Below are 24,695 nucleotides of genomic sequence, written 5' to 3'. Positions count from 1 at the left end.
TAGATTTCGGACTCAAGCTAAACTAACTTCTTCCTCCGCCAAATATCTTTGCCAAAATCCAGATCACCAGCGCAACCACTACTACAACTACAATTACGCCTACCCAAACGCCGGCTTTAAATATACCTTCTACTAGTTCACAACTACTTAAGGTAGTGCATAAAAATGCGATCAGTGCTAAAGGGAATGCTTTTTTCATATTTATGTTAATTTGTAATAGCTAACATCGAATATTCAAGAAAGTTTTAATTGTGGGTTTATTTAGCTCGATTCTAAAAGAAATTCCTGTTTAGTGGTGTCAGATGTTATCATCTGACACAGTATTCATCACTTTTTTGATAGGATTATTCAATAAAAAAACAGTCAGATGGTAACATCTGACTGCACATTAAAGGATTATTCTAAAGAAATTCGTCATTCCCGACTTCGTTGCACTTCGCTCGAAATGACGAATAGAGTTTTTATTTTCCGTTAACCTTTAACAGCTCAACTTCGAAGATTAAAGTGCTGTAAGGCGGAATATCCTGTCCTGCACCGCGTTCACCATAAGCCAGGTTGTAAGGGATAAAAAATTTGTATTTTGAACCTGCAGGCATTAATTGTACACCTTCTGTCCAGCCTGGAATCACACGGTTTAGCGGAAAAGAAATCGGCTCGCCTCTGTCGTAAGAGCTGTCAAATTGTTTGCCATTTAATAACGTTCCTTTGTAGTGTACCAGCACCGAATCCGTTGCCTGTGGTTTAACACCAGTACCTGCCGTTAAAACTTCGTATTGTAAACCACTTGCAGTTGTTTGTACACCTGCACGTTTTTTGTTCTGTTCTAAGAAATCTTGTCCTTCTTTCATAATTGGTGCGTATTTAATTTTATTTGCTGCTTCTTCAGCTTTGTTTTTTACTGCAGATGCCTTTGCTAAAGCCTCATTAATACATTGTTGTGCCTGCTGTTGGGTTAAAATAACCTTGCCACCTGTAAATGCATCTTTTAGTCCTTTTAACAATACTTCGTAATTTAAGGTAGAAAGGCCGGTTGTTTTCAAGCCTGCACCAATAGAAGTACCGAAGGCATAACTGGTAGAATCTAAAGTAGATTTTAAACCAGTTGTAAGGGGTGATGTTTTACCTGAGGCTGCAGTCGGTTTTTTGGCAACAGGTTTCTTTGCTGTTGTTTTGGTTTGTGCATAAGATGCAACAGCGATACCGGATAGACATATCGCTAAAAAAAATCTCTTCATTGATTATTTTATGTAATTAATTCCAACAGGATTAAAATGCTGGATTATATTTTAAGGCCGAAAGATACAAAATAGATAAAACAATAAAACCCCGAATATTCGGGGTTTTATTGTAATTTTTTTGTGTTGGGAACTAGAAACGTTCGTCTGCTTTGAAGAAGAAGTTACCTTCAATTTCTGCATTTTCATCAGAATCTGAACCGTGAACTGCATTTGCATCGATTGATTTTGCATATTTCTGACGGATGGTACCTTCTGCAGCCTCAGCTGGGTTAGTAGCACCAATCAATTTTCTGAAATCTTCAATCGCGTTGTCTTTTTCTAAAATAGCAGCAACAATAGGTCCTGAGGACATAAAGCTTACTAAATCTTTGTAAAAAGGACGCTCAGCGTGAACAGCATAGAACTGACCAGCAGTTTCGTCTGTAAGTTTAGTATATTTTAATGCAATAATTTTGAAACCAGCATTAGTAATGTCGTTAATGATTGATCCGATATGGCCGTTTGCTACTGCATCAGGCTTGATCATGGTAAAAGTTCTGTTAGTGCTCATTGTGCTTTTGATATCAATTTTCTGCAAAAATACGTTTTAATTGATGAATAATCAATACAACTTGTTTTTCAGTTGCGAATGAATGATGATAGGGATTAAAATAGCCAATTAACCTTGTTTTGTAGCTAATCTTACTATGCTTATATTTAATATTTTTTAAACTATAATCCTGCTCATTCTAAAATCTTTAAATCCTAATCAATCCTAATCTAAATTTACTTAGCTTTGCAGCGCAAAAATATATGCTTACATTAACCGAATTAAAAACATTATTGGCTACGCCACAACGAATTGTGATCACTACGCATCACAAACCCGATGGCGATGCAATGGGGTCATCTCTGGGTTTATATGGATATTTGATTCAAAAAGGCCACCATGTTAAGGTAATCACCCCAACCGATTATCCTACTTTTTTGCATTGGATGCCAAATAATAGCGATGTAATTATTTTTACGGAAGCACAAGAAAGGGCGGCAAAATTGGTTGATGAAGCATCGCTCATATTTTGCCTTGATTTTAATACCCTAAGCCGCATTAACGAATTAGGCGAATTGGTTAGGGCTGCAGGTGCTAAAAAGATCATGATCGATCATCACCTGGAGCCAGAGGATTTTGACGATTACCGTCATTGGGATATCAATGCATGTGCTGCTGCGCAATTGGTTTATGATTTTATTGTAAATCAGTTACAGGATGGCGAGCTGATCAATAAAGATGTAGCTTCTTGCCTTTACACGGGTATAATGACCGATTCGGGATCTTTTCGCTTCTCATCAGCAACCTCGGAAGTATACCGTATTGCTGCAAATCTGATCGATTTAGGGGCCGACCAATCGAAAATCCACGAGTTGGTATACGATAACTCGAGCGAAAACCGACTGCGCTTTTTAGGCTATTGTCTATCTAATAAACTAGAAGTTTTAAGAGATTACAACACAGCCATCATTTCGGTTACTAAAGAAGAATTGGCGCAGTACCACAGCATTACCGGCGACACAGAAGGAGTAGTAAACTATGCCCTTTCCATCAATGGTATCCGTTTGGCCGCGTTAATTATAGAACGTACTGATAAGGTTAAATTATCTGTTAGGTCTACAGGCGATTTCCCGGCTAACGAAATCTGTAAAAAATATTTCAATGGTGGTGGTCACAGAAATGCGGCTGGTGGTGCAGCAGAAAAACCTTTAGCTGATGTAGTAAATGAATTTAAATCGATATTAGCAGAATATAAAGAACAATTGATAGCTTAGAAAAAAGAAATACAACAATAAAAATTTAAAAAAGTCAAATTAATAAATGAAAAAGGGAATTATTATTCTAGCAGCAGCCACTTTAGGTTTAGCAGCATGTAAACAAGAGAAAAAGGGAGCTGGTGGCTTACTATATACCATTCACCACTCGGCAGGTAACGAAAAAATTAAAGAAGGCGATATTGTTAAAATGAATTTTATTCAGAAAAACGATAAAGATTCAGTTTTATCAAACACTTTCGATAGCGAAACACCTGCAGTATTTCCTGCACAGAAAAAAATGTATGCTGGTGATATGAACGATGTTTTAACATTGTTTGGAGAAGGCGATAGCGCTACGTTTAAAGTAAACCTGGATACTATGGCATTTCATAGTAAACAACCTAAACCAGAGCAATTCAAAAATGATAAATACATCACTTTCACGGTGAAAATCGAGAAAGTATTCAAGAAAAAACTGGCGAAGCTGACTCTACTTTTAACAAGAGAGCTCAGGAATTTTTCCAGGCTGACTATAAAGCTACTTCAGAAAAAAGAAAGCTGCTGAACCTGCTAAGTTAAAAGCTTATTTAGATGATACTAAACTGGCAACCAAAACTACTGCAAGTGGTTTACACTACATTATCGAAAACGCTGGAAGTGCAGAAAAAGCAGCTTTAGGCGATACCGTACTAATTGAGTATACTGGTAGAGTAACTAAAAAAGGTAAAGATGGTAAATACAAAATTTTCGATACAAGTGATGAGAAACTGGCTAAAGCAGAAAACGAATTTAAACCAGGTAAACCTTATGGCCCTCAAAAAATGCCGGTTGGTGGTACTATCCCAGGATTTACTGAAGCTTTACAGTTAATTGGTAAAGGTGGTAAAATTAAAGTAATTATCCCTTCTAACCTAGGTTACGGCGAGCAAGGTGCACCACAGGTTGGTATTATGCCTTTCAGCCCGATTGCTTTCGATTTAGAAATTAAAGATATCATAAAAGGAAAACCAGCTCCGGCAACTTCAGCTCCGGTAGCGGCTACTCCGGTTAAGAAGTAATTTCTTAAAATATAATTTTAAATCCTGCTTATTCAGTTAGGCAGGATTTTTTTTGTCTGATTTTTTTGACGCAAAACCAAGAAATAAAACTTTACAAAGATTCGTAAAAACTTATTATAGCCTATCTTTGTATGATCTGATAAAATAGCCAGTCATCCAAAAATTGGACTAAAGGTTAATTTTTTAATTAATATATTAAATGAAAAAAGGAATAATTATTCTCTTGGCAGCAGCATCGGGACTATGTGCCTGTAACAAATTCGAAAAGGGTGAAGGAGATATGACTTACAAGATCTATAAAAGTGAAGGTAAGCCAAAAATTCAGGATGGCGATTATGTAAAATTAAACGGCGTTCAAACAGTAGAAACCAATACCAATCCCGACTCGGTAATGGTAAATACCTACGATAATGAACGTCCTGCTTTTTTGCCATTAGCAAATCGATGTTTAAAGGCGATTTAGCCTCTGGATTGAAACTACTTGGTGAAGGAGATAGCGCCGTTTTTAAATTGAACCTCGATTCGATGGAGAAATATTCAGGACAGCCGAAACCAAAAGGATTAAAATCGAATATTGCCTCCTTTACCATTAAAATTGAGAAGGTTTTACACAAAGGGAAAGATCCCGATTCTATTTTTGAGGCAAAGAAAAGACTTTTTTTGAAGCTGAATACAAAGCGTTAAACGAGAAAAACAAAACGGTAGAACCTGCTAAAATAGCCAAATACGTTGAAGAGAATAATCTGAAAGTAACTACTGCGCCATCTGGCCTGCAGTATGTAATTTCTGCACCAGGAAATTCTGAAAGGGCAGCTTTAACAGATACGGTATTAATGGACTATACTGGTCAGTTTACCAATAAAAAATCGAACGGAACATTAAATGTTTTTGATACTTCTGATGCTAAAATCGCGAAGGAGGCTGGAATTTTCTCAGAAAGCGTACAATATGTTCCACGCAGTTTACCATTGGGGCAATTGCCACAGGGCGTTATTCAGGGCATTCAGCTGATCGGGGTAGGCGGTAAGATTAAAATGATTTTGCCATCGAAATTAGGCTTCGGTGAAAATGGTGGCGGGCCAATTAATCCATTTACCCCGTTGGTATTTGATGTGGAGTTGAAAGGTATTATTAAACCAGCTGCGGCAACGCCCGTGGCTAAATAGAATAATTTAGACCTTATAGGTTTTCAAAACCTATAAGGTCTCTTTATGTAAATCTAATTCCAATCTTTAAAAGGCTTAACCGTTAAATTGGAGTTATAATATTTTTCTTCTTCGGTTACTTCTTTACCTATCCAATCAGGCAAATCGAAAGTTTCATCTTCGCTTCCCAGTTCAATTTCTGCAACAATTAATCCTTTATTGTCACCTAAAAATACATCCACTTCCCAAAGTTTGCCGTTAAATGTAATTTCATAGCGTATTTTAGAAAGTTCAGAAACAGCAAAATTGTCTAATAATTCCGTGGCTTCATCAACTGGGATTTCATATTCATATTCTAACCGTGTGGCGCCAATGGTTTGACCTTTTATGGTTAAAAAACCTTTAGTTTCTGTTGTCCTTACGCGTATGGTTTTATCTTTATCAGTGAGTAAATAACCCTGCCTGAAAAGTTTTCCTTCCGGTTTATCCAGGTTATCCCACTTTGGCTGATCTATTAAAAACTTGCGCTCTATTTCTTTTCCCATGGTAGGTATTTCGTCTTTCCCGCGAAAGCGGGAATCTTAATGCTGATTGGTTAACGTGCCCTTTTTTGTAAATCTGCAACAGGCATGCTGATCAATCTTCCGATAGGCTGCTTACCACGATAGGTAATTACGCGCAACATGCTGGCATCTTTAGGTACCTGTAACGCGGCTGTATATTTCGGGTAGAAGCGATCGGGCGTAGAGTTGTCAAAACTGTAGTAAATGTCCAATCCATCTATTTCCGTGGTCAATTCTATCATCAGTTGTTTATCTGCGCTGCGTTTTACCGTAAAAATCGGATCGTAAATGGCAGGTGAGTATTTAATCTCTGCAAAATCTAATCTTTTGAAATGCTGTTGTGTACGATCAATAAAATTTGTCCAGTTTTTCTTTTCAATCGGACTCCATATTGATTCGGCAATGGCAAATGCACGTGGATAAACCATATATTCAACCTGGCGGAAAGTGAAAATCTGTTCTGTCCAAAGGTTGGCTTGTGCGCCAATAACATACTGTGCATTTACGCCAGCCGGAACCGGGTTAAACTGATAAGCTTTGTTTAATCTTAAAGAGGCATAAACCTTTGGTTCGGTAATAGGATCCGCTTGCATATAATCCAAATAGGCAAAATCAGTTGGACTCATTACCACATTGTGCTTATCGTTAGCCGCCTGAATGCCATATTTCATTCCCCTCCAACTCATTACGGCCGCTGTAGGCGATACGCCACCTTCAAGGATTTCGTCCCAGCCCATAAATTTTTTGCCTTTCGAAATCACAATCTGTTCTACACGTTTTTCGAAGTACGCCTGAACCTGTGGAATGGTTTTTAAGCCTTCGCGAAGCATTAAAGCTTTAACCTGATCGTTCTTTTCCCAGAAATTATGAGGGGCTTCATCACCACCCATGTGGATATATTCGAAAGGGAAAAGTTTGGCTACTTGCGTCAGTACCGAGTCTAAAAAGACATAAACTTTTTCGTTTGCAGGGCAAAGGGTATTATCAACTAAGGCTGTTGGTGGTGCACCACGGCTCCAATCCATAATTTTTTCGCCCGAACGGACTTTATAATTCACGGCATCTGGCGTACATGATAATTCTGGATAAGAAGCGATAATGGCTAAACTATGCCCTGGGACATCAATTTCGGGTAAAATGTTCACGAAACGTTCTTGTGCATATTGTACCAATTCTTTAATATCTTCCTGTGTATAAAAACCACCATAGGTACGGGGTTCATCAGGGGTTGGTGGGGTAAAATCACCAAAAGTTCCGGTTTTTTTAACGCTCCAGGCACCAACTTCAGTTAATTTAGGCAAGCCTTTAATTTCGATCCTCCAGCCTTCATCGTCCGCTAAGTGCAAATGCAGTAAGTTAAATTTATAGCGAACCATGTCATCGATAAACTGTTTTACTTCCTGTTTGGTGAAAAAGTGACGGGCCACGTCGAACATTAAACCTCTCCAGCCTAATTTTGGATAATCTACCACATCAACACAAGGAGCTTTCCATTTCACATCCTTCACCAGTTCTTTGCTCTCTATCTCGGCAGGAAAAAGCTGAAGTAAAGATTGTACACCATAAAAAATACCAGCTGGCTGGTTTGCGGTGATGACAACTTGGGTAGGATTAACATTTAATTTGTAACCTTCTTTACCCAATTGTGCATCTTCCTGGGCGTTTAAAATCAATTTGATAGTAGGATGGGTCGAATTGCTTACGGTGCTTACAAATTTACCTGTTGCTGTGGTAATCCGGTCAGACAAATAAGTAATGGATTGCTTTAACTCTGCGCTTTTAACCGCCTGTAGAATTACATTTTCGGGTAAGGTAAAGCTTCCGGCTTTTTTTACCAATGAAACTGGCTCTGGAATAATGGCAATTGGTGTTTGTACAACAGCACCTTCTGAGTCGCCGATTTCAGTTTCTGTAACAATAGATTGAGCGAAAGTATTGGCTGTAAAAAAACAGCAGGAGATAATCAGGAATAATTTTTTCATTAAAATAATTAAAACGGTTTAGCCGGATAAGTATAATCCGCAATTTATTAAAAAAGATTTAATGGGTGATATTTGTTTCCGTACTTTTTAACCACAAAGAGGTCACAGAGAAAGCACGAAGAGCAAAAAGTTAGGGATTGATAAGCCAGAGATTTGTCAATCTGAGCGTAGTCGAAGACTAATGGAGTTACTACCTAACAACAAATCTATCTGTATCATATTCTTCTTGCATTACCAATAGACGGATTTAAAAAAATCGATCTTCATCTCGACTGTAGCGCAGCGAAATGGAGAGATCTATCTTGGCAGATTTAGCTTCGTTGAGCAATCGTGGTTCCCGGCTACGTTGCACTCCGCTCGAAAGGACGGTAACTCGAGCGAATTTTTACGTATAGATTAACTGCTGTCATTCATATTACCTTTTATGCAATAAATTATACCTATCAATGATGGAATTCCTATAATACGTCCGTCATTCCCACGCAGGCCTATCGTATGGACACATCTTTTGGTTTGGATTTTTTATGCGTTTTGCTGGCTTGCTTTAATAAATTACAAGTTGTACCGAAGAACGCCGTCAATCCCAAGGGCCAGGAGAATCAAAAAACAGGAGTAGTTCACTACAATTGGCACGAACAAACCTGAAACGCAGTGGTTTTGTGTTCGTAATCACTGAATTTAAGCTCAAAAAAGCATTGAACACAAAACAAAGTGCCTCTGTTTTTTTGATGTGCATGAGATTGTGTAAAGGGCCCATTGCTGGATCCGATAGCCATCGGATGACAAAGCGCTTTGGGTACTTTGGTGCTCCAAAGTACCATGCCACCGCGGCATAGAGCGAAAAAAATCAACATTTATCTCCAAAGTATAGTCTTTAAGATATCAAAGCTTGCTATTAGCAGGAAAGATGCTGATCACGCAGTAGCTACAAGACAATTGAAAACACTAACTTCTACTTGTAAAATAAATTCAGCATGACGATTCCTCACAGTCCATGATTGATGAAAAAACTGTCACTTATATCGGTTTCACGCAATAATTTAAACTGAGGATAATATCTTTTTGATTCAAATTACAAAAACTGCGTCAACCATTCCATCGCTTTCTTATCATCTGTAAATGATTTCATCGGTATAGGCGGGTTTTGAAACTTAAAAAGTATTTTCATAATTAATTGTGCCAAACCCGGTTTCGAAACCATGGCCATTGCGGTATAAATTTGGGGCAGCTGCTGAGTCGAAAATTTTCTTGTTTCTTTATCCGGAACCGGCGAATTTTTCAAATAAATTAACAACGGAACTTTCTTGTTATCGGTGATTTTTTTCACCAGCGCAACATTGGCCGAAATATTTTCTACGGTACGTAAAATATTTTTGCTGTACGCAATCAGTATTCCGGTATCTGTTAATAAATAATCGGCTATTTCGCCTTCGATAAGGTTATTATCTCTATCGTTTCCCATATTTAATCCCTTAAATGATAACCTTTTGGTTTGGTAAGAGCCCTTAATCCCTGGTGGGATAAAGTAGCACCGATACCTGAATATTTTCTTCCACTCCAGGGTAAAGCAGCACTCACCCGGTCGCAACAGTTCCAATAACCCGAACCTGCATCAAGCTGAGACAGTATTTTTTTAGCCCTTGCCTGATCTGCAGTATAAACTGATGCCGTTAAGCCATAATCAGTATCTTTCATCATATTAACGGCTTCAATGTCGTTTTTCACCTTCATAATGCCGATGATAGGGCCGAAACTTTCCTCCTGCATCACCAGCATATCGTTGGTTACATCCGTTAAAACTGTTGGCTCAAAATAATAGCCTTTTCCCTCTACAGCCTTCCCGCCTGTTAATAATCTGGCACCTCTATTTAAAGCATCTTCAACCTGAGTTTTTAATACCGCTATTTGTTCTTTCCTCGTTAAGGGTCCAATATAAGTGCCGTCGGCTATAGGTGAACCACTTTTCCAGCTTTTAACTTCGGTAACAAAGGAATTTAAATAATCGTCGTAATTTTTCTCATGCACATAAATGCGCTCAACGGAACAACAACTTTGTCCGTTATTGTAAAAAGCGCCATCAGCTGTACCAACCGCTGCAGCGGCTACATCGGCCACGTCATCAGCAATATATAAAGGATCTTTTCCACCTAACTCCAACTGACAGGGAACCATTTTTGAAGCTACTTTTTCGTAGATGAATTTCCCTGTTTTATATGATCCTGTAAAAAAATAACCATCTAAGTTCATTTCTAATAAAGCTGCGCCTGTTTCTTTCGCACCGATGGCGATCTGGAAAATATCATCAGGTACACCTGCTTTCTTCAACAGTTTTTCGATCTGTAACCCGGTTAAAGTGGCATATTCTGATGGTTTGTACATCACTGCATTACCACTTAAAAGTGCAGGGATAAAAACATTTACGCCAACCAGGTAAGGATAATTCCACGCCGAAATGTTACATACGACACCCAGCGGCTCGTATTTAATGATTTCTTTCAAACCTGGTTCATCAACCATCACCTCATCACTTAAATATTTTTCAGCATTATTAAGCATCCATTTAATACGGGCTCTTGCACTATTAATTTCATTACGCGATTGTTGTAAAGGTTTGCCTACTTCGCTGGTTAATACCGAGGCCAGTTCTTCTATCTCAGTTTCCAATAAACCACTGAACTTAGCGATCACTAAAATCCTTTCCTGAAGGGTTTTATTTGCCCATAGCGGCTGCGCTTGTTTTAAAGTGTCAAATTTTAGATGAAGCGTGGATGAATTATCCTCCTCCAAACTGGTAATGATTTCTTCTGTTGCTGGGTTGATGATTTGCATATTCTTTGTTTTTGCCACAGATTTTCACAGATGAACACAGATTTTAAATGTAATAATCATTAGGATCTGTATTTATCCTTTTTATCTGTGGTTAATATTTAAGTTTATCGCATGAATAAAAGCCTCGTGTATGTTTTTGCTAAATGGACTGTGCTGATCTTGCAACCGCTCGGGATGCCATTGTACAAATAACAAAAATGATTTTCCTTCCGGTTCCAATCGTTCCATGGCTTCGGTAACCCCATCAGGAGAAATTGCGCTCACCACAAGCCCTTTTCCAGTTTTATCGGTGCTTTGATGGTGGTTGCTATTTACCAATCCTTTATCGGTATTTACAATCTGATTGAGCCATGAAGATGGATTCACCAAAATTTCGTGGTAGCGGTCTGATTTATCGTGCATTTTAGAATGATCGAATTTTCCCCAGGATGGAATATCAGGGATCAAAGTTCCGCCAAAAAACACATTTCCAACCTGCATGCCGCGGCATATACCTAAAACCGGGATTGAATGAGCTTCTGTATAAGTTAAAACTTTAAATTCGAACTCATCACGTTTTTCATCGATATCATCCTCGTAGCAATAAGGATAATATTCGGGCTGATTATAAAATCTCGGATGCACGTCTTCACCACCAGTTAAAACGATGCCATCGCATTTTTTGATCTCGTCGAAATTGTTAAGCTTGTATCCGAGCTGGATTACTTCTACATTTTTATGGTAATATAATGCCCAGTCGCGGTAAATGGTATACTTGCTGCAATCGGTAACACCAATAGTTATTTTATCAGGCATAGTCTATTATGTTTTTGCCACAGATTTTCACAGATAAACACAGATTTGGATTGTGATTTTTTATTTAAGTAATACCACCTTTTATCTGTGTTCATCCTTTTTATCTGTGGTTAATGATCACTTTAAAGAGCACTTAAATACAATTGTTTAAAATCTGCTCTGCTTACCGGTTTAGGATTGTTTGGATGTGCGAAATCTGCAAATGCTAAATCGGCAAGTATTTCAATGTGTTCACTTTTAACGCCAATATCACTCAATTTATGCGGAATATTTACTTTCGTATTTAAATCGAACAGATATTTTACAACAGCTTCTCCATTTTCCTCTTTAAGCCCGAGTGTTCGGGCAATTTTTTTAAACCGGTCTTCAAATCCCACAATGTTGAATTGCATTCCATAAGGAATATTCACGGCATTTGCCAGACCATGGTGGGTATCTAAAAGAGAAGAAAGAGGATGCGCCAACGAGTGGACGACACCTAAACCTTTTTGAAAGGCGATGGCGCCCATCATGGAAGCCATTAACATTTTGCTACGGCTTTCTAAATCGGGCTTATTGGTAGCGCGTTCCAATGAGTCTTTAATCAACGAAAGACCTTCTAAGGCAATTCCGTCGCACATCGGGTGGAAGTTTTTGGCCAGATAAGCTTCCATATTGTGTGTTAGGGCATCCATCCCTGTTGCTGCCGTGATAAAAGGTGGTAAATCCATCGTCAACTCCGGATCTGCAAAAACGATCTGCGCCATTAATTTGGGTGAGAACAGGATTTTCTTCTGGTGGGTTTCATCATCGGCAATAATGGCACTACGACCCACTTCACTTCCCGTACCTGATGTAGTTGGGATGGTAATAAAATGGGGGACATCGTTGGTTACGTAAATATCTCCACCGATTAAATCATCATATTTAAATAAATCTTCGCGGTGGTTAACACGCAGTACAATGGCACGGGCAACATCCAAAGCTGCGCCACCGCCAATACCAATAATGCTATCGCGATGGGTAGCATCCCAGGCATCGGTACCTTTGTAAACATCGCTTTTTACCGGGTTTTTGTGTATGTCGCTAAAAACCTCAACAGAAATATTTTTTGACTTTAAATCTTCTACAATTTTTTTAAAAAACGGAAGTTGGGCAATGGTTGGATCGGTAACAATTAATGGGGCTTTTAATTGATTTTTGCTTAAATAAGCTGGTAATTCTTTTACGGCACCTGCACCAAAACGGATGGTTGTGGGGAAATTAAACTGATGGATTTTATCAAATATCATGATATTCTATTTTACTATTTTAGGTATTTAAGACCTGTTCTTTTTAATTTATTTTACCATCTGAGGCTATATTATTAAACCTAACAGTCAGCGATTAACTACGGTGTTTAAGGTGACTTAGGTGGTTAACATTTTAGCTTGTTTTATTTTACCACCTAAGTCACCTAAGTCCATCTAAGGCTGGATGTTAAAAAATATACCCCTAAGGCATTAGGATTCCCAATCAGGTTGGGAATGACGACTCGGCTAAATAATTTCTAAATACCTTTTTAACTCCCAATCGGTTACCACTTTGGCGTATTGCTTACATTCCCATTCCCGTGTCATCGTAAAATGATCAACGAAATTTTCTCCCAATAATGTTTTGGCCAGATCTGAATTTTTTCATTTTTTGTGTAGCCTCGAATAAATTACGGGATAATATACCATTTGATAAATCGGTATATCCATTCCCTTTGGTAGCATGTTGTTCCAGTTTGAGTTTGTTTTTAACACCATACATTCCGGCGGCTAAACAGGCAGAAAGTGCCAAATATGGATTGGTATCAGATCCTACTATTCGTGTTTCTAAACGTGAAGCTTTTTACTTCCAGGCAATGCGCGCAATGCCGTAGTGCGGTTGTCGATTCCCCAGGTTACGGTGGTTGGTGCCCATGCGCCCTCAACCAAACGTTTATAACTGTTTATGGTAGGGGCAATCATTGGCAAAAGGTGCGGTAGACAATACAGCTGACCAGCGATATAACTTTTCATCGTTTCGCTCATTTTATCCGGATCTTTTTCCTCGTAAAAGAGATTGGTTTTGTTGTTGCTGTCCCATAAGCTTTGATGCACATGTCCGCTGCAACCAGGTAAGTTTTCGCTTATTTTAGCCATAAAAGTGGCCAGGATCCCATGTTTGTAGGCAATTTCCTTTACGGCTGTTTTAAATAAAATTGCTTGATCGGCAGCTTGTAAAGCCGGAGCATATTTGATGGCAGCTTCGTAAACCCCTGGTCCGGTTTCGGTATGCAAGCCTTCAATAGGGATGTCGAATTTATTCAGCAGTTCGAACAGGTCGCTCATAAATGCATTCCGGTAAGTGCTCCTTAAAATGGAATAGCCAAACATGCCCGGACTTAAGGGTTTTAAGTTGGTAAAACCTTTCTCATGGGCGGTTTCTGGCGTTTCCGAAAAATTGAACCATTCAAATTCCTGAGCAAAAAGTGGTGAGAAGCCTTCATTTTTACATTCAGTGATCAGTTTTTTAGCAGCTGCCTCGGGCAAACAAAATTTGGTCGATCCTGGTCATCAATAAAATCTCCCAAAAAGAATGGCACCTCATTTTCCCATGGGATTTTTCGAAAGGTGTTTAGGTCGATTTTCACCTGAGCATCCGGGTAACCGGTATGCCAACCCGTATATTTTCCATTTTCGTAAGCCAGATCACCTGCATCCCAGCCGAAAGTAACATCGCAGAAAGCCAGTCTGCCTTCAACCAGTGAAGTAAACTTTTCAGCAGCGACATATTTCCCTCTGAGAATGCCGTCGATATCAGCAACAGCTAGTTTTACTTTTCCAGAAGGATGATGTTTTACGTAATCCAGAATCTCTTTGCTAGTACTCATTAATCTGCCTTTTTAAAGATTTTATATAGAAGAAATATGCCTAAAACAATGCCCGAATAAATTAAACCCAATTTAAGATTATAAATCAGCATTGCGATAAAAGAAACACAGGAAATGATCAATGCAATGATGGGAAATAATGGATAAACCGGTGTTTTAAAAGGCCTCGCCATTTCCGGACTGTTTTTTCTGAGCACCATTACCGAAATCATCGAAATGATATACAATGTCAATGCGCCAAATACCGAAATGATAATAATCTCGGCAGTTTTACCAGATAAAAGAGCGATGATGCCAATTACCATATTACCGATCAATGCATTCGCCGGCGTTTGAAATTTTGGTGAGATTTTTCCCAATATTGCAGGGATACTTTTTACCCTGCCCATTTCATAAGTAGACCTGCCCGCCGCTAAAACTAAACCATGAAAGGAGGCTACCAGTCCAAATAAACCAACCGTAATCAGTAAGTGGTACATTAAATGATTATCGCCGGTTATTATCGAAAGGGCTAATGGTAGAGGTGAATCGGAAGTCTCGCCCGATTTTCCGTTTTTATATACAATGGCTTCCCAGCCATCAATGCCAATGGTGGAGATAAAAATCAGTACGCATAATACAACCAGGGTAAATATGCCCCAGCCAAAACCTTTACTGATATCGCGCTGTGGGTTCTTGGTTTCCTCGGCTACATTGGCAACACCTTCGATACCGAGGAAAAACCAGATGGCAAAAGGGATTGCTGCGAAAACACCGCTCCAGCCATTAGGAAAGTTATTATGTGCCAGGTTTCCAGGATGAAATTTAGATAAGGTAATGCCTGAAAACAGCAACAGTTCTCCAACTGCCAAAATGGTAATAATGACTTCGAATGAAGCTGCAGCCTTTACACCATAAACATTTAAAGCTGTAAAAATGAAATACACCGCAATTGCACTCGTAAGAATGTGTACCTGCGGGAAAAATGCATTAAAATAAGCACCAATGGCAAATGCAATGGCAGGCGGGGCAAATATAAATTCGACCATTTGGGCAATACCCGCAATAAAACCGAGGTTTTTACCCAGCGCAGTATTGGCATAATCGAAAACACCGCCAGCTTTTGGTATGGCGCAGGCCAGTTCGGCATAACTGAAACTAAAGGTAATATACATCACCATGATGGCAACCGTAGCAATGGCCATACCCAGGGTGCCACCTTTTTCGAGACCCAAATTCCAGCCGAAATACATTCCCGAAATTACATAACCCACGCCAAGCCCCCAGAGCATAAAGGGGGTAAGCGTTTTCCTTAAGCCATCTTTTTTGTTCCATGGGTAGGATTTATAAGATTTAAACAGGTTTATAAAATTTGCTCGAAAATGATAAACTATTAGCCTCGGTATCTGATGTTTAAAGTAGTAATTATTTTCGAATCATTTCACTGTCGCTCGCAATTGCTGCAATAATTTATTGTTAATTTTTTTAAAGCGCTTTTGGGCATTTATCCGTTTTGTTATCTTGCATGACCAAACAATATCTTTATGCACGAAAACGCTCTCCGGCCTTCTGAAAATTTTAAGAAGATGGCAGCCAAGTCTGTACAGGCGATTACCTTATTCATTGCCACCTATATAGTTTTAATAATATTTACATTGGCGCTAACCGCAATTTCCTGTTATTTAGGGATAATGCTCATGGAGTACATCAGCTCTTCTATTACTTTTATTCTGGGCATCGGTTTGATAGGTTTTGGCTTTATGATCCTGTTTTTTCTGGTCAAGTTTATGTTTAAGAGCAATAAGGTGGACAGGTCTCATTTAATGGAAATTACCAGGCCCGATCAGCCTAATATCTTTAAAATGATTGATGAAATTGTTTTAAGCGTACAAACAGATTTCCCGAAAAAAGTATACCTATCGAATGAGGTTAATGCTGCCGTTTTTTACGATTCGAACTTTTGGAGCATGTTTTTCCCCGTGCGCAAAAACCTGATAATCGGATTTGGTCTGATTAATACGACCACTGCTGATGAACTACGTGTAATATTGGCCCATGAGTTTGGCCACTTTTCGCAAAAGAGCATGAAGGTAGGTATTTATGTATATCAATTTAATAAGATTATTTACGATATGCTTTATGAAAATGAAAGTTATGATAAAGTAACGCGGGGCATAGCGAATGCAAGTTCTTATATTGGTGTTTTTGTGCTGATTTCTGATAAGATAATTGGTTTGATGCAACAAATTCTATTGCGTGTATATCAGGTTTTAAGTGAGAGTTACAGCAAACTTTCGCACGAAATGGAATTTCATGCCGATGCAGTTGCGGCAGTAGTTGTAGGTTCTAAACCCCTCGTTGATTCGTTATTGCGCATGCAGCTCGCAAGCCGTTCTGTAGATATTATCTATAATTATTACGAAAGAAAAATCGATGATTGTGTTATTTCGGCAAATATTTTTCCGCAACAGATTTTAGTAATGAATTTTTTGGCTCAAAGGAATAAACTGCCTTTCGAAAATGGATTCCCGCAGGTGAGTATTGATTATTATAACCGCTTTAACAAATCAAAAATATCCTTTTCCAATCAATATAGCTCACATCCTGAAACCGATGAGCGTATTAAAAGATTAAATGACCTTGGAATTCCTGTTGCAAAACCATACCATGATATGGCGAACACACTACTTGTTGATCAGGAAAAAATTGCTGAAAAATTTACAGCACAGATATTCCAGCGCGCAGTTTACCGAGAGCAACCATCGGTACAGCAGTTGAGTGACTTCGAAACTGATTTTTTGAAAGAAAATGATCAAAATTCTTATCCTGATATTTTTAATGGTTATTTCGATTATAGAAATCCCTATCATCAATTTAATATAGATTCATTTGATCTGCCAACTATTCCATCCGAATTGAGCGTTGAAGAGTTTTTTGATGACACCAACTTAAGCGTAATGTATGAGTTGAAGGCATTGGAAGCCGATCTGGCCACGATAGATAATATAGATTCGCAGGTGATTAATGTTAAAACATTTAATTACGATGGCAAAAAGTATTCGCTGGCAGATTGTAGGGCAATGATCGATTATCTGAAGGGTGAAATAAGCAAGAAAAATGGGCAATTGGCCCTGCTCGATGTAAAGGTTTTTGAATATTTCAGATTTTTGGCAAAAGAAAATCAAACTGAAGCAACATTTAAATCGCTTTCGATCAAATATAAGCAGGTTGCTGAAGAATTCACGGTTCAAGAGAATGCTTATTTAGATCTGGCCAATGCAACAAGATTTATGCATACATCAGCATCCAAGGAAATGATCAAAAGAAAGATGGTGGTCGTTAAAAAAGAAGAGCAGAAATTTAAGGATTATTTGATTGCAATCGTTAACGATGATGCGTATGCCAGTTTAATAACCGAAGAGGCAAAAACAGCCCTGGCAGATTACTTAAAACATGATTATAAGTATTTTGGGGCAGATCTTTATTTTGATGAAGAGCTTAAGGACTTATTTTTTGCGATGAGTTTTTTCGGAGGAGTAATTTATGAACGACATTTCCTTACTAAAAGAGAACTTCTGAACTTTGAAGCAAAGTTGATAAATCCGGTATTTAGTTAGCTTAAAAAAGCCAGTAATTAATCTTACTGGCTTTTATGCTTATTCCGAATCACGATTTTTATTTACGATCTGACTATCTCTCGTATTTTTCTGCACCGTAATGGCGCCGAAAAGTGAGAGTAAAAAGGCAAAGGCATAAAACCCTTTTTCACTGGGTAACAAAGTGGCATTCCACAAACCGATTACCAACAAAGTGATGGTGAGCAGTGTAGAAAACCAGCTAAGACCATAATAAATTTCGGTAACGGGAATTCCTTCCAGTTTATCGCGAACAGCTTTTTGTAAAGAGATTACGGCAAAAAGGCCAAACATCAATACCGTAAAATAATATCCTTTTTCGTTGAGAAGCATATCAGAACGCCACAGGCCTACAATAAAGCCGATCATTCCGATGCCTAATGCAATCCAGGCCGCAGCCACGAATGCATTCGATGGTTTTTGATTCATTTGTTTTGAGATTTAATTTAATTCAATAGGAAACGCTAAAGATTGGCAAAAGGTATAACAATTAAAAGCCGCTGCCTTAAATTATTTTTAAATCTGATGCATGAGAGGAAATGAAATGGATGTATGTGGCTATGAAAATCCGTCTTTATCTGTCAACATCTGTAGTTAAAAATGCTTAAATCAATAATGGCAATTGCGTTAATGGATAAAAAAACAAACAAAATTCAATCTTTCGCATTATAGCTTATAATCTTACCTTAGTTATATGCGAACGTTGCTTACTTCTGCCCAAATGCGCAGTGCCGATCAGTTTACCATTGCAAACAAACCCATTGCATCAATCGATCTAATGGAAAAGGCTGCCAGGGCTTTTGTTCAGTGCTTTTTGAGAGATGAGTTTGACGCCACTAAAAGTGTGGCCATTTTTTGTGGAAAGGGAAATAATGGTGGCGATGGATTAGCGATTGCCCATTTGTTAATGGCCAACGGTTATGAAAACATTAAAGTTTACATTGTTAACTTTAGTAAAAAGCAAAGCGACGATTTTACCATCAACCTACAACGGATAGACGAATCGCGCTGCAAAAAAGTAGTAATCAACCAACCTTCCGATCTGAAAAGCTTAAAAGCAGATTTAGTGATCGATGCCATTTTAGGTTCGGGCTTAAATAAAGCGTTGACAGGCGACTATGAAGAACTGGTTCAGTTTATTAATAAACAACATAAAAAGGTTTATGCGGTTGATGTACCTACAGGTTTTTTTCTGAAGGAAAATTACCTGAAGTGTATAACGGCATAAAAGCCTATAAAACGATCTCATTTCAACGTCCAAAGATTAACTTTTTCTTTCCCGAATCTGCCGCTGCAACTGAAAAATTTGAAGTGGTAGAAATTGAGCTCAATGAGCTATTTATCCAAAAACAGGAAGCCGATTTTTATTTAACAGATGAAAGCGATATTCAAAAAAACTACAGCCACGCAAGTTATTCAGTCATAAAGGTACTTATGGCCATGCATTGATTATAGCGGGTAATACCGATACCATGGGGGCGGCTTTACTCTCTTCAATGGCTTGTTTACATACAGGTGCGGGTTTAACTACCGCCTGCATCCCACAAAGTGGATTAATAGCTTTAAATACCAGCTTACCCGAAGTAATGGCACTGCCAAGAGACGAATATACGCGGATCGAAAACCCAAAGAAATACCAGGCTATAGCCATTGGACCGGGTTTGGGAACAAATCCTGAAAATGAAAAGCTATTGGAAAGTTTGATCTTAGCCAATCAACCCTTAGTGATTGATGCTGATGCCTTAAATATTTTGGGCGAAAGACCGGATCTAATTGATAAACTTGTTCCAAATACCATTTTAACCCCTCATGTAAAAGAGTTCGATCGCTTATTCGGTGAGCACGACAGCTGGTGGGACAGGGTACAGTCGGCCAAAGAAAAAGCCAAAAGATTAAAAATCGTTATCGTACTTAAAAACCAATATACCTTTATTTGTTTGCCAACAGGGAAAGTGCTGATCAACCTAACAGGTCATCCGGCAATGGCACAGGGGGATGGGCGACATCTTAACCGGGATTATTGCAGGTTTTGTGGCGCAACGGTATTCTGCAACAGATGCCGCTATTCTGGCTTGCTACATTCATGGAAAAGCAGGCGATTATTTAGCGCAGGAACAATTCGTAGTTACCGCGTCGCATCTTAGCGCAAGGATATCAAAAGAAATTAAAGCGCTCATCTCCATATAGTTTGTGATGTGCTTAGCCAGAATTGTGGAAAAAACTCCACTAACTTACTATGCTTCTAGTTTAGAATTTATAGTTTACAGGAATATTTAAATAACAGATATCTTAAAACGGAAAACAAAATTATTATGGCACAAAAAGAGTATACGCTGAACGAACTCATAAAGGAATCAGCAGAAAACCCGGCAGAAAACGATTTTTTTGAACTGGAAAAACCGGCCATGCTGGAGGTAAACTTAAAAAATCAAAAAATCCTGGCAAAGGCTGGTTCGATGGTGGCTTACATCGGAAACATCGATTTTAAAAGAGAAGGACTATTGAGCAAAGGTTTGGGCGGTTTGTTAAAAAAGCCATATCTGGTGAAGGCACCTCACTGATGCACGCAACAGGAACGGGCAAATTATATCTGGCCGACGAGGGTAAGAAAGTGAAAATCATCAAACTCCAAAACGAGTCAGTTTTTGTTAATGGTAATGATGTTTTGGCATTGGAAGAGAATATTAAAAATGAAATAAAGATGTTAAAAAGCATTGCTGGCATGATGAGTGGTGGTTTATTCCAGGTTAAATTATCGGGCAGCGGTTATATTGCCATAACCACACATGGCGAACCCATTTTATTAAGAGTAACGGGCAACCAACCGGTATACACCGATCCGAATGCTACGGTAGCCTGGTCGGAAAATTTAACGCCAAACATCAAAACCAATTTGACTTTCGGTTCTTTCATCGGAAGAGGAAGTGGCGAATCTTTCCAATTAGAGTTTTTTGGCGAGGGATGGGTATTGGTACAGCCTTACGAAGAGGTGAAGTACGCAGCAAAGTCTTAATATAGTAAAATCGTCATCTCGACCGCAGTGGAGAGATCTTTATGACAAGGTCTCTCTGCATGTGTTAATCAGGTATTGTGCTTCTTTCAGCAGAAATATTTATCCGCTTTTTTGGAAAGCACATGCAGAAGCCTTTAGGCAACGATAGTCCTGCCATTCACTTTACCTCTCTGCGTTCGGTGCTCGCTATTGTCAGGTTTAGGTGGCGCGGCCATTCATTCTATTTTAGGTGCAAGGAGCAAAAACCTTCAGTTTAAACAGTTTTCCTCATAATTTAACAGACCTAATAGGGGATCGGTATATTCTTGTGAAGAAATGAAATATGCAACTAAATCTTAAAATATGATATTCCTTTGCTAGTGGATACACAACTAAGGCGTTAAATCTTAATCGTCATCTCGACTGAAGCGCAGCGGAATGGAGAGATCTATTTAGACAGATTTAGCTTCGCTGAGCACTACGTGATTCTCGACTTCGTTTCACTTCACTCGAAATGACGATTCTTTAGTTAAAAAACAGAAAATCCCGGCATTTTACCAATGTCGGGATTTATTATGTTGATTAAATAATGTCTAATTAAACACCACCCATTACGGTTAATTTGTCCATGGTTGGATTAACACTTCCGCCTTTAGGTTCTAAGGTTACGGCAAACGCCTGTGCTTCCTGAATGGTTTGCATCTTTAACAGTGCCTCATTATTGGTTGAATCTGTTTTCCCAAAAACACCCAGGCTTACCGGTTTGCCATTTACCAAGGCCCATAACTGATATTGATGTTCGGCATCGGTTTTGGGTAAATCCATTGCCACATAGTTAATCAGCACACTTTTATCTTTTTTATTCCAGTAAACCTTCATTTTAGAAGCTGGACTAAATGCCTGCCCTGCCATACGGATGGTTGCCCATTCTTTACTATCGGCCATTTCAGCCATATTATCTAAGCCCTGGTTTTCGAACTCGAGCTTGCTCACTACGCCAGCAAATTTCTGTTTATCCAGGTTTAAGCTGGCAATTTGGTCGTGTGCAGCATTTAACTTATTATACGTAATAAACAATGCTACCGTACTTACTACCAATAAAGCTATACAAGCAACTAAGGCGTAACGTAAAGTTCTCACTTTAGCATCACTTCCATCCAAACGTATAATTCTTGGTTCTTCAGCATAAATTGGTTCGGGTTGAACATTCACATTCTCTTCAATCTCACTTAACCCCAACTTTTCGAATAATCTTGTTTCTACATCTGCAGATGGTTCTACAGCATTTTGCATAGCATATTGTTCCATAGCTTGCTCGATGGCCGCTATTTCATCTCTTACCTCAGGGTTTTGAGATGCCATTTCCTCCACCTGCAACGTTTCTTCAGGTGATAAATCACCTAAAACGTACAGCTCAAGTACTCCAGATTCGATATATGCTTTTAAATTTTCCACGCTCAATTAAAATTCCTTCTCAATTCAATAATAGCCAACCGGATCCGGGTTTTCACCGTACCTAATGGCAGATCTAACTTTTCTGCGGCTTCCACATGTGTGAAACCCTTGTAATAAACTAAATCAAGAACTGCTTGTAAATCCGGTTTAAGGTTTTCTACAAGTTGCTTAACACCAAGAACATCCGGGTTAAACGTAACCTTGTTTTGTTCATCAACGAAACTTACGTTATTTTCTATATCTTGGTTTTTGAGTGAATTCTTAAAATCTTTAGAACGGAGTTTATCGATCGATAAATTGCGGGCAATATTCATCATCCACGTAAACAAACGTCCTTTTGTATGATCATAGTGTGCTGCAGACTGCCAGATTTTTACGAAAGTTTCTTGTAATACATCTTCTGCAAGCTCTGTGTGGGTAATAATGCGTGAAATAACGCCGTAAAGCGCTGACGAATACATGCTGTACAGTGTTTTTAGTACCGCCGGATCTTTCGATTGCAGTGCTTGAACAAGTTCAGGCTCGGTTAGAGTTAATTTTTTTAATGCAGTCACTATTGGTCACTAAGATACAATACACAACACTAAAAGCAAAAAAATGTTTTAAAAATGCATTCCGCTTAAGAGTGCGATTTTTAAAACATTGCTAATCTATTCCTTAAAAAAGAATTATGCTATTCCTTCAATTGGAAAAAGGTGTTTTTCGGCGTGATAAGATGAACGTACCAGAGGACCGCTTTCTACATATTTTAGGCCTTTTGCCAAACCTGCTTCTTTGTACATTGCAAAGGTATCAGGATGGATCCAATCAACCACAGGATGGTGATTACGGGTTGGTTGTAAATATTGACCTAAGGTTAGTATGTGAACGCCATTGGCCACTAAATCGTCCATGGCTTCGAAAATATCTTCTTCAGTTTCGCCCAAACCAAGCATAATACCTGTTTTTGTTCTTAAGCCAAATTCCGAAATTCTTTTTAAAGCTTCTAAACTTCTATCGTACTTAGCCTGGATGCGCACCTGCCTCGTTAAGCGCTTAACGGTTTCCATATTGTGTGAAACCACTTCAGGGCGTTCTTCTAAAACGCGGTATAAATTATCCCACTGACCTTTAAAATCAGGGATTAAAGTTTCTAAGGTAGTAATCGGGCTTTCTCTGCGGATGGCCTGTAAGGTTTCGGCCCAGATGATTGAACCGCCATCTTTTAAATCATCACGATCTACAGAAGTAATTACGCAATGTTTAACGCCCATTAACCTTACCGAATCGGCAATACGGTTTGGTTCGTCAACATCAACAGCGAGTGGTCTGCCTGTAGCAACCGCACAGAAAGAGCAACTGCGGGTACAGATGTTTCCTAAAATCATGAAAGTTGCCGTACCTGCACCCCAGCATTCGCCCATATTAGGGCAGTTTCCACTTTCGCAGATGGTATGGAGCTTATGCGTGTCTACTAAACTGCGAACTTGTGCATATTCTTTACCAACGGGTAATTTTACACGTAACCAATCTGGTTTACGCTTTACTTCAGTCACAGCAGGTACTACCGGTAAATCAATCATGGTACAAAGTTAATGAATAGGATTGAAATGTTACAATGCCTAAATGTTTGAGGGTTGTAATAAAGTTGGGTTAACTGGTGAATTGTTTAACTGTGGGGCCAACTTGCGAAGTCTGGCTGTGCAGAGGCGGAGCTAGACTTCGCAAGTTTAGCAAGGGCCTGTGGTGTCAGATATTTCTATCTGACACTAAAAATTTAATCTAAATCAATTTCAAAAGCAATTTGCTGTTTATTCTCTTTAAAACCAATCCGTTCGTAAAATTGATGACTTTCCGTTCGTTTGGTGTTGCACCTCACCTTTAATTTTTTTACTTGATGCTGTTCTGCCCAAAGTTTTATGCGTTCAATTAACTGTTTTCCGATTTTTAGGTTGCGGTAAGCAGCATCGACAACCAATCCTCCAATTTCGACAAAAGAATCTGACTCAATTCTTAAGGTATAAAAACCGTGGATCCAGCCAACCACCTTATTTTCGAAAATAGCAACATAAGCACAATTCCCGTTACTGTTGTTAATCTGTCTGATCCTAAACAGTGTTTGTTCGATGTTATTCTCGTAACCCAATTGTGTGGACAGCCCTGCCACACTTTCTGCATCTTTTTCGGTTATTGCTCTGATTTTGACCATTTATACTAATGATTTAAGAAGTAAAACTAAAGTTAAAGTTTAAATTCGATTCAACCGTCAGATGGTAACAGCTGACGGCACGGATGTCTAGTGCTGGCCAACTTACGAAGTCGACGGGCCGGCGCTAAGGCCAACTACGATTCAAAATGCACCAGGCCTTGCCACCTAAACCC

At 38.8% G+C, this 24,695-nt stretch carries 26 protein-coding genes and 3 pseudogenes; 11 read left to right on the top strand and 18 right to left on the bottom strand.

The window, feature by feature from the left end:
* Positions 1–22: 22 nt before the first annotated feature.
* From ACQ86H_RS25220 to ACQ86H_RS25210, 3 genes are all read right to left on the bottom strand, one after another.
* Complete coding sequence (locus ACQ86H_RS25220) at positions 23–199, bottom strand: hypothetical protein (RefSeq protein WP_168202555.1); 177 nt, start codon at positions 197–199, stop codon at positions 23–25.
* 262 nt (positions 200–461) lie between these two features.
* Positions 462–1,235, bottom strand: coding sequence for an FKBP-type peptidyl-prolyl cis-trans isomerase (locus tag ACQ86H_RS25215; RefSeq protein ID WP_138819904.1), 774 nt, complete (start codon positions 1,233–1,235; stop codon positions 462–464).
* Positions 1,236–1,368: 133 nt separating this feature from the next.
* Positions 1,369–1,788, bottom strand: a complete 420-nt coding sequence (locus ACQ86H_RS25210) for a nucleoside-diphosphate kinase (RefSeq protein ID WP_025144153.1) — start codon at positions 1,786–1,788, stop codon at positions 1,369–1,371.
* Positions 1,789–2,030: 242 nt separating this feature from the next.
* Between ACQ86H_RS25210 and ACQ86H_RS25205 the strand changes: the two genes are divergently transcribed.
* From ACQ86H_RS25205 to ACQ86H_RS25180, 6 genes are all read left to right on the top strand, one after another.
* Entirely contained in the window at positions 2,031–3,041 is a 1,011-nt protein-coding gene (locus ACQ86H_RS25205) for a DHH family phosphoesterase (protein ID WP_138819906.1), read from the top strand.
* Between the two features lie 46 nt (positions 3,042–3,087).
* Positions 3,088–3,588, top strand: a complete 501-nt coding sequence (locus tag ACQ86H_RS25200; protein WP_431292877.1) for an FKBP-type peptidyl-prolyl cis-trans isomerase — start codon at positions 3,088–3,090, stop codon at positions 3,586–3,588.
* Positions 3,589–3,625: 37 nt separating this feature from the next.
* The gene (locus ACQ86H_RS25195) at positions 3,626–4,081 is read left to right on the top strand and encodes an FKBP-type peptidyl-prolyl cis-trans isomerase (protein WP_431295473.1); all 456 of its coding nucleotides are present in this window, start codon (positions 3,626–3,628) and stop codon (positions 4,079–4,081) included.
* 199 nt (positions 4,082–4,280) lie between these two features.
* On the top strand, positions 4,281–4,544 hold the full coding sequence (locus tag ACQ86H_RS25190) for a hypothetical protein (protein ID WP_431292876.1): 264 nt from the start codon (positions 4,281–4,283) through the stop codon (positions 4,542–4,544).
* Complete coding sequence (locus ACQ86H_RS25185) at positions 4,526–4,765, top strand: hypothetical protein (RefSeq protein ID WP_431292875.1); 240 nt, start codon at positions 4,526–4,528, stop codon at positions 4,763–4,765. The genes ACQ86H_RS25190 and ACQ86H_RS25185 overlap by 19 nt, the downstream gene beginning before the upstream one ends.
* 149 nt (positions 4,766–4,914) lie before the next feature.
* On the top strand, positions 4,915–5,247 hold the full coding sequence (locus tag ACQ86H_RS25180) for an FKBP-type peptidyl-prolyl cis-trans isomerase (RefSeq protein ID WP_431292874.1): 333 nt from the start codon (positions 4,915–4,917) through the stop codon (positions 5,245–5,247).
* Between the two features lie 53 nt (positions 5,248–5,300).
* Here ACQ86H_RS25180 and ACQ86H_RS25175 read toward each other — a convergent pair whose 3' ends face one another.
* From ACQ86H_RS25175 to eat, 10 genes and pseudogenes are all read right to left on the bottom strand, one after another.
* Positions 5,301–5,771 (bottom strand): CYTH domain-containing protein, encoded by a 471-nt coding sequence (locus tag ACQ86H_RS25175; protein ID WP_138819912.1) that lies wholly within the window; start codon positions 5,769–5,771, stop codon positions 5,301–5,303.
* 50 nt (positions 5,772–5,821) lie between these two features.
* The gene (locus tag ACQ86H_RS25170) at positions 5,822–7,771 is read right to left on the bottom strand and encodes a beta-N-acetylhexosaminidase (protein ID WP_138819914.1); all 1,950 of its coding nucleotides are present in this window, start codon (positions 7,769–7,771) and stop codon (positions 5,822–5,824) included.
* A 1,072-nt stretch (positions 7,772–8,843) separates the two neighbouring features.
* Positions 8,844–9,233 carry an STAS/SEC14 domain-containing protein gene (locus ACQ86H_RS25165; protein WP_138819916.1) on the bottom strand — a complete coding sequence of 130 codons (390 nt, stop codon included), beginning with the start codon at positions 9,231–9,233 and terminating at the stop codon, positions 8,844–8,846.
* Positions 9,234–9,235: 2 nt separating this feature from the next.
* Complete coding sequence (locus tag ACQ86H_RS25160) at positions 9,236–10,600, bottom strand: aldehyde dehydrogenase family protein (RefSeq protein ID WP_431292873.1); 1,365 nt, start codon at positions 10,598–10,600, stop codon at positions 9,236–9,238.
* 81 nt (positions 10,601–10,681) lie between these two features.
* Entirely contained in the window at positions 10,682–11,395 is a 714-nt protein-coding gene (locus ACQ86H_RS25155) for a gamma-glutamyl-gamma-aminobutyrate hydrolase family protein (RefSeq protein ID WP_431292872.1), read from the bottom strand.
* 122 nt (positions 11,396–11,517) lie between these two features.
* Entirely contained in the window at positions 11,518–12,666 is a 1,149-nt protein-coding gene (locus ACQ86H_RS25150; protein WP_431292871.1) for an iron-containing alcohol dehydrogenase, read from the bottom strand.
* Positions 12,667–12,912: 246 nt separating this feature from the next.
* The gene (locus ACQ86H_RS25145; protein ID WP_431295472.1) at positions 12,913–12,993 is read right to left on the bottom strand and encodes a hypothetical protein; all 81 of its coding nucleotides are present in this window, start codon (positions 12,991–12,993) and stop codon (positions 12,913–12,915) included.
* A gap of 10 nt (positions 12,994–13,003) precedes the next feature.
* Positions 13,004–13,932 (bottom strand): annotated as a pseudogene (locus tag ACQ86H_RS25140) (glutamine synthetase family protein).
* On the bottom strand, positions 13,905–14,273 hold the full coding sequence (locus ACQ86H_RS25135) for a hypothetical protein (protein WP_431292870.1): 369 nt from the start codon (positions 14,271–14,273) through the stop codon (positions 13,905–13,907). Before ACQ86H_RS25135 ends, ACQ86H_RS25140 begins: the two are co-directional and overlap by 28 nt.
* Positions 14,273–15,544: an ethanolamine permease gene (eat, locus tag ACQ86H_RS25130; RefSeq protein WP_431292869.1), complete on the bottom strand. Its 1,272-nt coding sequence runs from the start codon at positions 15,542–15,544 to the stop codon at positions 14,273–14,275. Before eat ends, ACQ86H_RS25135 begins: the two co-directional genes overlap by 1 nt.
* 252 nt (positions 15,545–15,796) lie before the next feature.
* Here eat and ACQ86H_RS25125 point away from each other — a divergent pair, with 252 nt between their 5' ends.
* Positions 15,797–17,869, top strand: a complete 2,073-nt coding sequence (locus tag ACQ86H_RS25125) for a M48 family metalloprotease (protein WP_431292868.1) — start codon at positions 15,797–15,799, stop codon at positions 17,867–17,869.
* Positions 17,870–17,908: 39 nt separating this feature from the next.
* Here the strand turns inward: ACQ86H_RS25125 and yiaA are convergent, their stop codons facing one another.
* Positions 17,909–18,316 carry an inner membrane protein YiaA gene (yiaA, locus tag ACQ86H_RS25120; protein ID WP_113950314.1) on the bottom strand — a complete coding sequence of 136 codons (408 nt, stop codon included), beginning with the start codon at positions 18,314–18,316 and terminating at the stop codon, positions 17,909–17,911.
* A 265-nt stretch (positions 18,317–18,581) separates the two neighbouring features.
* Between yiaA and ACQ86H_RS25115 the strand changes: the two genes are divergently transcribed.
* From ACQ86H_RS25115 to ACQ86H_RS25100, 4 genes and pseudogenes are all read left to right on the top strand, one after another.
* On the top strand, positions 18,582–19,115 hold the full coding sequence (locus ACQ86H_RS25115) for an NAD(P)H-hydrate epimerase (RefSeq protein ID WP_431292867.1): 534 nt from the start codon (positions 18,582–18,584) through the stop codon (positions 19,113–19,115).
* Complete coding sequence (locus ACQ86H_RS25110) at positions 19,100–19,336, top strand: hypothetical protein (RefSeq protein ID WP_431292866.1); 237 nt, start codon at positions 19,100–19,102, stop codon at positions 19,334–19,336. Before ACQ86H_RS25115 ends, ACQ86H_RS25110 begins: the two co-directional genes overlap by 16 nt.
* Positions 19,333–20,074, top strand: a pseudogene (locus tag ACQ86H_RS25105) (NAD(P)H-hydrate dehydratase). The gene ACQ86H_RS25110 and the pseudogene ACQ86H_RS25105 overlap by 4 nt, the downstream one beginning before the upstream one ends.
* A gap of 125 nt (positions 20,075–20,199) precedes the next feature.
* Positions 20,200–20,900: pseudogene (locus ACQ86H_RS25100) on the top strand (AIM24 family protein).
* Positions 20,901–21,476: 576 nt separating this feature from the next.
* Here ACQ86H_RS25100 and ACQ86H_RS25095 read toward each other — a convergent pair.
* The 4 genes from ACQ86H_RS25095 to ACQ86H_RS25080 form a co-directional block, all read right to left on the bottom strand.
* Positions 21,477–22,334 (bottom strand): anti-sigma factor, encoded by an 858-nt coding sequence (locus ACQ86H_RS25095; RefSeq protein WP_138819931.1) that lies wholly within the window; start codon positions 22,332–22,334, stop codon positions 21,477–21,479.
* Between the two features lie 2 nt (positions 22,335–22,336).
* Positions 22,337–22,888, bottom strand: a complete 552-nt coding sequence (locus ACQ86H_RS25090) for an RNA polymerase sigma factor (protein WP_138819933.1) — start codon at positions 22,886–22,888, stop codon at positions 22,337–22,339.
* 114 nt (positions 22,889–23,002) lie between these two features.
* Positions 23,003–23,896 (bottom strand): lipoyl synthase, encoded by an 894-nt coding sequence (lipA, locus tag ACQ86H_RS25085; RefSeq protein WP_025144173.1) that lies wholly within the window; start codon positions 23,894–23,896, stop codon positions 23,003–23,005.
* A gap of 194 nt (positions 23,897–24,090) precedes the next feature.
* Positions 24,091–24,522, bottom strand: coding sequence for a GNAT family N-acetyltransferase (locus ACQ86H_RS25080; RefSeq protein WP_431292865.1), 432 nt, complete (start codon positions 24,520–24,522; stop codon positions 24,091–24,093).
* Positions 24,523–24,695 lie beyond the last annotated feature (173 nt).

Source organism: Pedobacter sp. P26, assembly GCF_050632135.1.
GTDB lineage: Bacteria > Bacteroidota > Bacteroidia > Sphingobacteriales > Sphingobacteriaceae > Pedobacter.
This window is presented reverse-complemented; position numbering and strand designations above follow the sequence as displayed.

Coding starts and splice junctions, on each gene's coding strand:
- ACQ86H_RS25180 (WP_431292874.1), top strand. CDS start 4,915: ATGGACTATACTGGTCAGTTTACCAATAAAAAATCGAACGGAACATTA.
- ACQ86H_RS25170 (WP_138819914.1), bottom strand. CDS start 7,771: ATGAAAAAATTATTCCTGATTATCTCCTGCTGTTTTTTTACAGCCAAT.
- ACQ86H_RS25115 (WP_431292867.1), top strand. CDS start 18,582: ATGCGAACGTTGCTTACTTCTGCCCAAATGCGCAGTGCCGATCAGTTT.
- yiaA (WP_113950314.1), bottom strand. CDS start 18,316: ATGAATCAAAAACCATCGAATGCATTCGTGGCTGCGGCCTGGATTGCA.
- lipA (WP_025144173.1), bottom strand. CDS start 23,896: ATGATTGATTTACCGGTAGTACCTGCTGTGACTGAAGTAAAGCGTAAA.
- ACQ86H_RS25135 (WP_431292870.1), bottom strand. CDS start 14,273: ATGAGTACTAGCAAAGAGATTCTGGATTACGTAAAACATCATCCTTCT.
- ACQ86H_RS25215 (WP_138819904.1), bottom strand. CDS start 1,235: ATGAAGAGATTTTTTTTAGCGATATGTCTATCCGGTATCGCTGTTGCA.
- ACQ86H_RS25160 (WP_431292873.1), bottom strand. CDS start 10,600: ATGCAAATCATCAACCCAGCAACAGAAGAAATCATTACCAGTTTGGAG.
- ACQ86H_RS25145 (WP_431295472.1), bottom strand. CDS start 12,993: ATGACACGGGAATGGGAATGTAAGCAATACGCCAAAGTGGTAACCGAT.
- ACQ86H_RS25080 (WP_431292865.1), bottom strand. CDS start 24,522: ATGGTCAAAATCAGAGCAATAACCGAAAAAGATGCAGAAAGTGTGGCA.
- ACQ86H_RS25150 (WP_431292871.1), bottom strand. CDS start 12,666: ATGATATTTGATAAAATCCATCAGTTTAATTTCCCCACAACCATCCGT.
- ACQ86H_RS25125 (WP_431292868.1), top strand. CDS start 15,797: ATGCACGAAAACGCTCTCCGGCCTTCTGAAAATTTTAAGAAGATGGCA.
- ACQ86H_RS25155 (WP_431292872.1), bottom strand. CDS start 11,395: ATGCCTGATAAAATAACTATTGGTGTTACCGATTGCAGCAAGTATACC.
- ACQ86H_RS25165 (WP_138819916.1), bottom strand. CDS start 9,233: ATGGGAAACGATAGAGATAATAACCTTATCGAAGGCGAAATAGCCGAT.
- ACQ86H_RS25205 (WP_138819906.1), top strand. CDS start 2,031: ATGCTTACATTAACCGAATTAAAAACATTATTGGCTACGCCACAACGA.
- ACQ86H_RS25210 (WP_025144153.1), bottom strand. CDS start 1,788: ATGAGCACTAACAGAACTTTTACCATGATCAAGCCTGATGCAGTAGCA.
- ACQ86H_RS25185 (WP_431292875.1), top strand. CDS start 4,526: ATGTTTAAAGGCGATTTAGCCTCTGGATTGAAACTACTTGGTGAAGGA.
- ACQ86H_RS25220 (WP_168202555.1), bottom strand. CDS start 199: ATGAAAAAAGCATTCCCTTTAGCACTGATCGCATTTTTATGCACTACC.
- ACQ86H_RS25190 (WP_431292876.1), top strand. CDS start 4,281: ATGAAAAAAGGAATAATTATTCTCTTGGCAGCAGCATCGGGACTATGT.
- ACQ86H_RS25200 (WP_431292877.1), top strand. CDS start 3,088: ATGAAAAAGGGAATTATTATTCTAGCAGCAGCCACTTTAGGTTTAGCA.
- eat (WP_431292869.1), bottom strand. CDS start 15,544: ATGCTCTGGGGGCTTGGCGTGGGTTATGTAATTTCGGGAATGTATTTC.
- ACQ86H_RS25175 (WP_138819912.1), bottom strand. CDS start 5,771: ATGGGAAAAGAAATAGAGCGCAAGTTTTTAATAGATCAGCCAAAGTGG.